This window comes from Pseudomonas sp. RL_5y_Pfl2_73 (assembly GCF_963970515.1).
Lineage (GTDB): Bacteria > Pseudomonadota > Gammaproteobacteria > Pseudomonadales > Pseudomonadaceae > Aquipseudomonas.
The window spans coordinates 45,160-56,356 of sequence record NZ_CAXAPD010000034.1 but is presented as its reverse complement, the minus strand read 5'-3'; the positions used below and the strand labels follow the sequence as shown (position 1 = coordinate 56,356).

At 58.0% G+C, this 11,197-nt stretch carries 7 protein-coding genes; 4 read left to right on the top strand and 3 right to left on the bottom strand.

Going from position 1 to position 11,197, the window contains the following annotated elements:
* Nucleotides 1–1,058, top strand: a 1,058-nt coding sequence (locus AACY42_RS24860) for an IS3 family transposase (RefSeq protein WP_339482968.1), incomplete at its 5' end; no start/stop codon positions are given.
* A 110-nt stretch (nucleotides 1,059–1,168) separates the two neighbouring features.
* Here the strand turns inward: AACY42_RS24860 and AACY42_RS24855 are convergent.
* Nucleotides 1,169–1,594 carry a GlcG/HbpS family heme-binding protein gene (locus AACY42_RS24855; protein ID WP_339482967.1) on the bottom strand — a complete coding sequence of 142 codons (426 nt, stop codon included), beginning with the start codon at nucleotides 1,592–1,594 and terminating at the stop codon, nucleotides 1,169–1,171.
* Nucleotides 1,595–1,872: 278 nt separating this feature from the next.
* On the opposite strand from AACY42_RS24855, the gene AACY42_RS24850 reads away from it, so the two are divergent.
* Nucleotides 1,873–2,958, top strand: a complete 1,086-nt coding sequence (locus AACY42_RS24850) for an aromatic ring-hydroxylating dioxygenase subunit alpha (protein WP_339482965.1) — start codon at nucleotides 1,873–1,875, stop codon at nucleotides 2,956–2,958.
* Nucleotides 2,955–3,905, top strand: coding sequence for a PDR/VanB family oxidoreductase (locus AACY42_RS24845; protein WP_339482964.1), 951 nt, complete (start codon nucleotides 2,955–2,957; stop codon nucleotides 3,903–3,905). The genes AACY42_RS24850 and AACY42_RS24845 overlap by 4 nt, the downstream gene beginning before the upstream one ends.
* 280 nt (nucleotides 3,906–4,185) lie before the next feature.
* Here AACY42_RS24845 and AACY42_RS24840 read toward each other — a convergent pair whose 3' ends face one another.
* Entirely contained in the window at nucleotides 4,186–4,899 is a 714-nt protein-coding gene (locus AACY42_RS24840; protein WP_339482963.1) for a GntR family transcriptional regulator, read from the bottom strand.
* A gap of 100 nt (nucleotides 4,900–4,999) precedes the next feature.
* On the bottom strand, nucleotides 5,000–6,031 hold the full coding sequence (locus AACY42_RS24835; RefSeq protein ID WP_339482962.1) for an Ldh family oxidoreductase: 1,032 nt from the start codon (nucleotides 6,029–6,031) through the stop codon (nucleotides 5,000–5,002).
* Between the two features lie 232 nt (nucleotides 6,032–6,263).
* Between AACY42_RS24835 and AACY42_RS24830 the strand changes: the two genes are divergently transcribed.
* Nucleotides 6,264–11,096, top strand: coding sequence for a dermonecrotic toxin domain-containing protein (locus AACY42_RS24830; RefSeq protein WP_339482961.1), 4,833 nt, complete (start codon nucleotides 6,264–6,266; stop codon nucleotides 11,094–11,096).
* Nucleotides 11,097–11,197 lie beyond the last annotated feature (101 nt).

Here is an 11,197-nt window from a genome sequence, read left to right as displayed (position 1 = left end):
AATTGACGGCTCTGCCGGAACGGCAATTGCTCGTGACCTGGTTGCATGAAGCAGAGCTGGCCGGAGCCCGGAAGATCAGAGCCTGTCAGGAAGTCGGCCTCTCGCTCAGAACCTTGCAGCGCTGGACCGAAACCGAAGTTGTTCAGGCGGATGCCCGAACCACCACGGTACGCCCCACGCCGCGCAATGCGTTGAGCGAGAGCGAACGACAAGCGATCCTGACGCTGTGCAACAGCCCGGCCTACGCTCATCTACCGCCGAGTCAGATCGTGCCGAGGCTGGCCGATCAGCAGCGCTACCTGGCATCGGAGGCCACGTTTTATCGGGTGCTGCGTGCAGCAGGTCAACAACAGCATCGAGGTCGCAGCCAGCGTCCGCGACGGCACGTGGTGCCGACGACGCACGCCGCCCAAGGGCCGAATCAGGTGTGGTCGTGGGACATCACATACCTGCCTTCGCCGGTGCGTGGAAAGTATTACTACTTGTACCTGATTGAGGATATCTACAGCCGCAAGGCCGTGGGCTGGGAGGTTTACGAAGAGGAAAGCGGCGAGAAGGCGGCTGCGCTGCTGCAACGCAGCGTGATCGGCGAACAATGTTTGCGCGAGTCGCTGGTGCTGCACTCGGACAACGGTGCGCCGATGAAATCGCTGACGCTGTTGAGCAAAATGCATGACCTGGGTATCACACCGTCACGTGGCCGACCGCGTGTGAGCAACGACAATCCGTACTCGGAGTCGTTGTTCAGAACGTTGAAGTATTGCCCGCAATGGCCGGTGGATGGCTTTGCCAGCCTGGAGGCCGCACGCGTTTGGGTCAGGGATTTTATGCGCTGGTACAACCACGAACACCGGCATAGCCGGATCCGTTACGTGACCCCGGCCGAACGGCACCAAGGGCTGGATCGGCAAATCCTGGCTCGGCGTCATGAAGTGTACGAGCAGGCGAGGGAGAACAATCCGGAACGCTGGCCAGGCCAGACACGCAACTGGGAGCCGATAGGCACGGTGCTGCTGAACCCGGATCGGGAGCAGCCAGCCGAGAAAAGAGCAGCATAGTTAGACGGTGACGCGACAACTACCTTGAAAAACGCCGAGAGCGGAACCCTAAGCAGCCGTTACCGCGAAAATGGATATGTACCCGATCAACAAAACCGGCCATTCCCACCTCAGGCATCCGGAGTAATCACCGGCAACACCGTCTCCACCGCCAGACGGGCCAGTTCAGCATCCTGCTCAGCCTTGACCCCAGACACCCCGATAGCACCAATGCACTGGCCGTCATGACGGATGGTCACGCCGCCCTCGAGCATCCCCTGCAAGTGCGGAGCGCTGAGGAACGCGTAACGTCCCCCATTGATCATGTCCTCGAAAACCTTGCTGTCGCGCCGCCCCATGGCGGCGGTTCGCGCTTTTTCGGTGGCGATATAGGCCGACAATGGCGAGGCATCGTCCAGGCGCAGCAGCCCCAGGGGATGACCACCGTCGTCCACCACGCAAACCGACACCGCCCATTGGCGCTGGTGAGCCAGCTCCTTGACCGCCACCAGCAATTGCGCGACGTCCTGCTCAGTGAGTACCGCTTTGGTTTTCATGGATCACTCCTACTGTGCAACAACAAGCCCGGGAGACAATCAGGCGCCCGCCCATCCGGTCGAAATATAGGTTGTGCGGACCATAGCGCACATGTAGGCGTTCATTGAAGCCCTGGCACCGGTGATCTACCGCTCTTGAGGCGAATACCTACGCCCGCACCAATGGATCCATTGATAAAACCAGTTGTCCGAACGACCCGCAAAAACGTTGACAAGCAAATTAGTTAAGAGAGTTAATGGATCCATAGATAAGAACAACATCCGCCTGGAGATCCCTCATGTACCCCAAAAATGCCTGGTACGTTGCCTGCACCCCCGATGAAATCGTCGACAAGCCTCTGGGTCGCCAGATCTGTGGTGAGAAGATGGTTTTTTACCGGGGGCATGAAGGCAAGGTCGCGGCCGTGGAAGACTTCTGCCCCCATCGCGGCGCCCCGCTCTCCTTGGGTTATGTCGAAAATGGCAACCTGGTGTGCGGTTATCACGGCCTGGTGATGGGCTGCGACGGCAAGACCGTCGAGATGCCAGGGCAACGAGTACGAGGCTTCCCTTGCAACAAGACCTTTGCGGTACAGGAACGGCATGGGTTCATCTGGGTCTGGCCCGGTGACCAGGCGCTGGCCGACCCGGCGCTGATCCATCATCTGGAGTGGGCCGAAAGCGATGAATGGGCCTACGGTGGCGGCCTGTTCCATATCCAGTGCGACTATCGCCTGATGATCGACAACCTGATGGACCTGACCCACGAAACCTACGTCCACGCCTCGAGTATCGGCCAGAAGGAAATCGACGAGGCGCCGCCGGTGACCACGGTCGAAGGTGATGAAGTGGTCACCGCCCGGCACATGGAAAACATCATGGCCCCGCCGTTCTGGCGCATGGCTTTGCGCGGCAACAACCTGGCCGACGACGTGCCGGTGGACCGCTGGCAAATCTGCCGTTTCACCCCGCCCAGCCATGTGCTGATCGAAGTCGGCGTGGCCCATGCCGGCAACGGCGGTTATCACGCTGCGCCGCAATTCAAGGCGTCGAGCATCGTGGTGGATTTCATTACGCCGGAAACCGAGACGTCGATCTGGTACTTCTGGGGCATGGCCCGGCACTTCCAACCACAGGATGACGCCCTCACCGCGTCCATTCACGAAGGCCAGGGCAAGATTTTCAGCGAAGACCTGGAAATGCTCGAACGCCAGCAGCGCAACCTGCTGGACCATCCGCAACGCAATTTGCTCAAACTCAACATCGACGCTGGCGGCGTACAGTCTCGCCGGGTGCTGGAGCGCTGGATCGCACGGGAACGGGAAGCACAGGCCGGGTTGATCGCCAGCAACCATCAACCGCAACAGGTGGAGCAACGGTCATGATCGAAGTCCAGGTCGCAGCGCGACACAACGAAGCCCTCGATATCTGCAGCTACGAGTTGACGCGTGTCGATGGCGAGCCGTTGCCGGCCTTCACCGCCGGTGCCCATATCGATGTGCACTTGCCTGAAGGGCTGATTCGTCAGTACTCGCTGTGCAACCATCCCGAAGAACGGCATCGCTACCTCATTGGCGTACTCAAGGACCCCGCGTCCCGTGGCGGTTCGCGCAGCCTGCATGAGTTGATCCAGCCAGGCATGCGCTTGCACATCAGCGAGCCGCGCAACCTGTTCGCGCTCGCCCCGCAAGCCCGGCGCAGCCTGTTGTTTGCCGGAGGGATCGGCATTACGCCGATCCTGTGCATGGCCGAGCACCTGGCTCAGAGCGGTGCGGCGTTCGAGTTGCATTACTGCGCCCGCGCCCGGGACCGCGCGGCCTTTGTCGAGCGTCTGCGCCAGTCTCCTTATGCCGACCGGGTCTTCCTGCATTTCGATGAAGAACCTGAAACCCTGCTGGACGCCGCCAGGGTGCTGGCCGCGCCCAGTGACGACGTACACCTCTACGTCTGCGGCCCCGGCGGGTTCATGCAACACGTCCTCGACACCGCCAAGGGCCAGGGCTGGCAGGAAGACCGCCTGCACCGCGAATACTTTGCCGCAGCCCCCACCGACACCCGTGCCGATGGCAGCTTTTCAGTCAAGCTGGCCCGCAGCGGCCAAGTGTTCGACGTGCCGGCGGACTGCAGTGTGGTGCAGGCGCTGGAGCGCCATGGCATCGAGATTCCGATCTCGTGCGAACAAGGTGTCTGCGGCACCTGCCTGACGCGTGTGCTCGAAGGTGTACCAGAGCATCGGGACATGTTTCTGACCGAGGCTGAACAGGCCTGCAACGACCAGTTCACGCCATGTTGCTCCAGGTCCAAGACACCGATGCTGGTACTGGACCTCTAACACAGGCCTTTTGTGGGAGTGAGCCTGCTCGCGATGGCGTCAGCTCAGCAGCATTGATAGTGACTGACCCACCGCTATCGCGAGCAGGCTCGCTCCCACAGGGGATTTGTGCTGAATACAAATTCTGCATTCACCGAAAAACATTGTGGGAGCGAGCCTGCTCGCGAAGAGGCCGGAACATCCAGCATTGATGCAAGCTGACCCGGCGCTATCGCGAGCAGGCTCGCTCCCACAAGGGGATTTGTGCTGGGTTCACAAATCCATCCACAACTGGGGCTGTTCACTCCGAACGAAGAATCACCGTCATCCGCTCGTCAGCCAGCGTCGAGCCGAAGACTTCGGCGTAACGCAGGGTCGCGTTAGCATGCTCGCGCATGATTGCCTCGGCGCGGCCGCTCTGGCGGTTGATCAGGGCGTCGAACACCGAATGGTGTTGCATATGGGCATAGTTGAAACGACGAAATTCGCCGGCCATGTTCTGGCGATCCACCGCCAGGGCGGTGACTGAGGCGAATGGCAGATGGTCGTTGCGGGCCAGGGCATCGGCAATCGCCGGGTTGTGGCTGCCTTCGACGATCACCTGGTGAAAACGCATGTTGAGGTCGTGGTAGACCTCCAGGTCCTCCTCGGTCACATAGCCCTTGGCGAACAGTTCATCGCCCTGCAGCAGGCATTGCTCGAGTATCGCGCGGGCCTCTTCAGACAAGCCATACTCGGCCGTCTGCCGTGCTGCCAGACCTTCCAGCACGCCTCGCACCTCCACGGCCCCGGCGATCTGCTCGGCACTGACCGAGCGCACCTGGAAACCTCGTCCGCCGAAGCGCACCAGCAACCCTTCCTGCTCCAGGGTACGAAACGCCATGCGCACCGGCATGCGCGAAACGCCGAACAGCTCGGCCGTGGGTACTTCCATCAAGCGCTCGCCAGCGGTCAACTCGCCCGAGGCGATCATTTTGCGCAGCGCAACCAGCACCGTTTGGCCGGGCTTACTCATCCAGGCGATTCCACAGAAAAGAAGCCATCATAGTAGAAGGCTTGGCGCAGCGTGTCACGGCAAGGCAGTGGCAGCCAGGCTGGCCGCCACAGCGGGCTGTTCAAGTCCCTGCCAACTCGCGCAACTGCGCCAGGGTCTGCTCGTCCAGGTTAATCCCATGCTCATCGGATTTGCTGCGTTCGCGATGGCGACGGTCTCCCGGCAAGCGCCGCAACCCAACGCCATGCATCTGTCTGACCAGTTCCTGGCTGCGCTCGGCGAAGTTTTGCCCAGCTGTCTTGGTGGGGTCGATCACGATCAACAACTGACCGGTCCACGGGGTCTTGGCGCCCGGATGGTTGTGCCAGTCGAATTCGAAGGAAAAATTACCGCCAGTCAGGGCCGCCGCCAGCAACTCGACCATCATCGACAAGGCCGAGCCCTTGTGCCCGCCAAAGGGTAAGAGCGCTCCACCTTCGAGAATCGCCTTGGGGTCGCAGGTCGGCTGGCCGACGCTGTCCACGCCCATCCCCGGCGGCAACAACTCGCCCTTGCGTGCAGCAATCTGTACGTCGCCGTGGGCAATGGCGCTGGTGGCGAGGTCGAAGACAATCGGCTCACCGCCAGCCCGTGGCGCGGCGAAGGCAATGGGGTTGGTACCGAACAATGGCCGGTCTGCGCCATGGGGCACCACGCACGTCATGCTGTTGACCACGCTCAACGCCACCAGGCCTTCATAGGCAAACGGCTCGACATCCGGCCAGAGGGCGGCAAAGTGATGGGAGTTGCGAATGGCCAGGATGGCGATACCGGCACTGCGGGCCTTCGCCACCAGCAATGGACGCGCGGCGGCCAGGGCCGGCTGGGCAAACCCGTTACCGGCGTCCACCGCGACAAACCCTGAAGCGACGTCCTCGACCACCGGCACGGCCTTGCCGTTGACCCAACCGCTGTCGAGTGTCGAGACATAGCCGGGAATGCGAAACACCCCATGGCTGTGGGCACCGTCGCGCTCGGCCCCGGCGCAGTTTTCAGCCAGGCACCGAGCGACTTCGGCCGACGAGCCATGACGCAGGAAAATTTTCTCCAGCAAGCTCACCAGAGCATCGAAAGACAAAGTGCAAGAAGCGGCATGATCGGATGGCGCAGACATCTGAAGCTCCAGAATGATTGTTGGAGGTAGCAACAGCGTAAAAGGACCCGCCGGGTGATTAAACACCGTTTCAGGCGCGCACTGTCAATGCTTACCACGGCGCCTGCCCTGCCTGACAGGTCAGAAACCAGCGTGCGGTAACTATGTACCACCTTTGCTCAGCCATCGTTGCCTAGTCTGGCGGCTCCTCCACGTTCGCGTCGTTTTGAGGCGCCTTGATCGAGAAGCAACGATGCTCACTGAAACCACGCCGCTTTTATTTCCCGAGGTATTGCACGCCCATCGCCTGGACGAATTGACCGCCACCCACGACTTGACGCAGGCAGACCTCGACTGGTTGCAGCACATTGCCCTGCCCGACCACACCCAGCGCGCAGCGCAGACACCCCCGATGTTCGCCGAAACCATTCTGTTGCAAGCCGATGAAAAACCGCCCATTGCACTGGCCGGCTGCTTTGTCCTCAGCACCTCGTCGAACAGCAGCGAAACCAGCACCCACCCGGTGTTCCTCTACACGCCAAGTGGTGGAATCAAAAAATTCGACAACCTGGTATCCCTCGAAGCACAGATTGACCAGATGCGCCGGGACACTGCGCAACGCGATGACCTGTTTCGTCTCTTGTCGATTGCCCAACGCAGCGAACTGAACAGCACCACCGACATCAGGCAGACCCGGCGACTCATCGAAGAGGATGTTTTCAAGACCCAGCTCGAATCCATCGAGCACGCCCAGAGCCTCAATGCCTTGGCCATGGTGAATGAACTGATCAAATTGCCCTCGTTAAGATCGATGCTTGACCAGCTATTGAACGAGGCGCTGCCGGATCTGGATCATCGACAGATCCGCGTGGCGTTCTCCAAGGAGACTCACCCGCAAGATCCGAAGGCAATCCCGGTGACTGAAAGCATCCCACTGAGCAATGCAGTCCTGGACTACTTCCATCATCAGGGGTGGCGTGCCGGGCATGACTTCGATCTGACTCATCCGGGTACGCCCGCATCGTCCTACAGTCAGCAGCAATGGGAAAACATCATAAAAGACATTGCCACAACACTGATTCCAACGCTGATCAGCTGCATCGATGCCTTTTGGGAGGGAAGAGCCGCCTCTTTCTATATATCACGACGCAAACTTCTATCTCGCGTCATTCACGATGGGTTATCGGCGTCCATCCTGATCGAACGGGAGAAAGGACAACTGACGGATGAGCAGAGTCGTGAGCTGTTTCGGTTATTGCGTCCCTCTCGCCGAGACGAAACACTGCTGTTCATCGAAACGATTCGACTCTGGGAGTATGAACCGAACTACGTGGAGCTTGCCGGCTCCATGATGATCAGCGCCAAGGGGCATTATCTTTATACGCCCCTCGACGGCGTTCAAAAGATAACCAACTATACGGGCTTCAAGGACAGGTTGTACGGTCAATCCGCAAGCACTGTAGAAAAAGAGAAAATCTATAGCCTCTTGAGCCTGGAAGAGCGTAACCGCTTCCAGCGCTTCGATGAGCCGCAGCTTTCGGGCAAGTCACTGGACTTACCGGTCGCCGAAACCCTGGCAAGCGCAATAATTGAAAAGCAGAAGAATAACTTCCATTACGCATTGGAGATGTCTCGCCAGGCCGATGTCGACATCCACTCGCTCATTGACAAGGCGTTGGATATACGCGCTTTCATCAACAAACGACTCTTGGCGCAGCCAACCGCCGGACATTGGGGAACTCGTCCCGCGTTTCATGGGGACCTGCGCCCATCCAATTTCATGGCCGATCAACTGGAAAGAAGGGGCAAGAGCTATACCGATGTGGAAGAGGCTTTCGACGGTCTCTTTAGTCAGTTGCCAACATCCTCCAACGTTTCGCTGCTCAATGGGCTGAGGCCGCTACTGGCTGAGCTGACCAATGTTTTTTCTTTGGGTATCCGCGCCGAGGCCGAACTCAGGGAGCTTGGTTCGAGTCTGTCGTCGATTGCAAATAACCTGATCAGAGCAGTTTTAGTCTACGACCCAGACTACCCGGACCGCTCGCAACGCAAAACGGTCAGGGGCTTTCGGCCGGATGTCTATTCGTTGACGCTCGCCTGTGGCGAAGAAGGCCGAACGGTCCTGCTGCCGCTCGCCAATTGTTTTTTATTAACCGAGCGTGGAGGGCTGGATACTCCCCACTCAGGCATGGCAATCCTTTGGACACCTGCCGATGGCTTGCGGGCTTTTCCTTCCGTCGAGGTGGCCACCCGGCAATTGAATCAAGATCTGCTCGATTCCCAAAGACGCTTTGCATTGCTTGAAAATTTAACGGTCACTCAACGCCTGCCCCATAGGCGCTACCAACTCCAGGCCTATGAATTGATCGAAGACAACGTACTGATCAACCGGATGAGTTCGTTTATCAAATACTTTGAGGCCGAGTATGGCTATCTGAGCACATTAGAAGCCGGTGATTGGCAACTGACCGGATCGGCATTGGTCCACAGTCTTCAGGCGCTCCTGAACAAAGGCGCGCCCACCAATCTGAAACGCGCTACCGCTATCGCTCAGGCAAATGAACGGCAACAGAAACTACCTGCCTGGCTTGGCACTGCGTCCCTTGAAGAAAAACGCCTGCACATAGAAGTGCTTGAGCAATATAAAAACAGCGTGTCCGATGGCAAGGATTACCTGGACGGTATCGAGCCCCTGCGCACCTATGTGCATAAAAAACTGCAAACGCTATTGGACGCGCGCTTTCCTCGGAAAAACCTGAACCCCGAAACGATCCAGATCACGCCCAACCTCGCGATCGTGGGACCGGCCAGCTCGCTGACCGATTTTGCGTTGAATCACGTTGAGGTGACCAAAAAGGGTTTCAAGGTTTCGTCGACATCCACGCAGCCGTTGCCCGATGGTTTGAACGAGAGCGCCGTACGGCAAATGTTGTCGTCGCTGGATATCCCGACCGCCTATAAAAACCATGTAACCCAAGCACTTTCCAACAGTATTGTGGATGACCAGCCAAGAAAACGGCGCTTTCGGCAACAGTTGCCGTGGCAATTGTTGCAGTACGCTCACGCACGGTATCTACAGCAACACCTTTCCCCTCCGGCATTCGACCTGTTCCGGCAAGTCATGGACATGCCGGACGCCATCGCTCGTCAAGCGGTCGAGGGCGTCAGCGCATTCTTCCGCCCTTTGGAGCTGATCAAAACCGAAGGCGGTGCCGCGATCAAGGCATTGGGGCTTTACCTGTTCAGTTCGGCTACCGATGCAACCAGCCCTCACGTCCTGTATTCGCCCTACCATGACGGCGAGCTGTTACAGGAGTTCAAGGATGAAGCGAGCATCGTCGCGGCATTCAATACACCCGGCGCGCTCCAGGATTTGTTGATTCGTCGGCTTCCCCAGGACCAGCAAGCCACGTTCAAAAATCTCTTCGCAGCCACGCGCGGAAAACAATCGGAAATGACTCTGGGCTTCAGCCCCATCAATACAAATATTCTGCATACGCTGTATGACGACAACGCGACATTGCTGGCAGATATGTTGACCGCGCAAAACCAGGACCATCGTCAGTCTGATTGGGCAACGGTGCTGCATCTGTTCAGCTCCGGGGTCAGGATGTTGGGAAGACAGTTACCGGCCAAACTGACTTTCCTGGAAACGCTCTGGGAGAGTTATCAGGACTTCAAGGGGTCAGCCGAAGCCTTGCAACAGCATGACTGGAAAACAGGCCTGCACAATTTTATCGCAGGCGCCGCGGAGATGGTCTCGCTTGGCTTCTTGAACCGCGAGGATACATTCGGTCTTCTCGACCCTATCGAACCGGTTTCTGGAAACGCTACACCCGCGACAAACTGGAAGGACATCTCTTGCACGGCTCCGATGCGCACCGACCTCCAGGTCTTCGAAGCCTCGGACGTCAGCCTCTCGAATCTTCAACTTAGCCTGAGCGACGGGATCTATAAGGTTGCGGCGAATGGCAAGTCTTTTATCCCACTCGCCGGCAAGGTCTATCAAGTGGCAAAAGCCGGCCAGACCTGGCGAGTCATTCACGAACACGGTGAAGGGCCTTTATTGAAAAAGTCCCCGGACGGCCGGACATGGGAAATCGACCCGCAACGCCAAACCATTCGATTCGGCAAGGCCGGGTCGAAGCTGGCCATCACCTATAGCGACTTAAAGGCCAAAGGTTCATTGAACATTGAAGCACGGGGCATGGCCGAGATACGCAGGAAATATCCGCACCGGGCCAATGCAATCGTGCAGGCACTGGAGACCGCGAGGTTCTACTCATTCAACGCCCTTCACAACTTCGAGCAATTCAAGCGACAACCACTTGTGGGCTCTCGGCTGGATCATTTCCTGAGATTGTTTTTTGGGGTCAACAGCGTCGACGCCCGTCTTATCAGCAAAATTGAGGCGGCGATTTCTCCCATATGCCAGGCATTGGCCGATCCATCCTGGGCGCTACAGAATGCCGACCGCATCGTGATCGGCAACCTCAAGCACCTGGAAGATCGAGCAACCGCCTTCGTACTCGAGCCGGCAGCCGTGGGACGAATCTATATCACGCAGTTTTTTTTCGACCTGGGCCTGGATTGGTACAAGGCCGTCGTACCCGACATCTTCAATGTCGATGCGCATGCCCAGGGAGCGACCTTCATCCACGAAATTTCCCATCAGCTGTTCAATACGTTCGACATCATCTACCTGGACGCCGCACTACCATTTCTCGATTTGATTTCAACAGCGACTTACGCCGCAAAGTTGCAATACGACAAGCAAAGGGAGCTGCAACTCAACGGGCTTTCATTGACCACACCAAAGTCAAAACTGTTCACGCAATGGGACAGCATGGATAACACCTACAAGAAGCTGGAGCTGTTGCCTGAATACAGGCAAACCACCCGGGAAATCCTGAAGATAACCGGCGCCAGAACCATGGATAAAGCTCGCGATGATTTTCTCGATCCGATTTTGCCGGACAAACGCATCGACGTCATACTTCGCAACGCCGACTCGCTCACACTCTTGATTTGTGAATTGGGACGCCAACTCGACCCCACTCCATCACGGCAAATTGCCGCGCAGTGAAGGGTTTGGGTGGTTGATCTTTTTTCACGCCCTGTATGCGACGGTAGGCGACAACGAGTGTTTGAGTAAAAAAACAGGCTCATTGATGCGTAAACGCCATG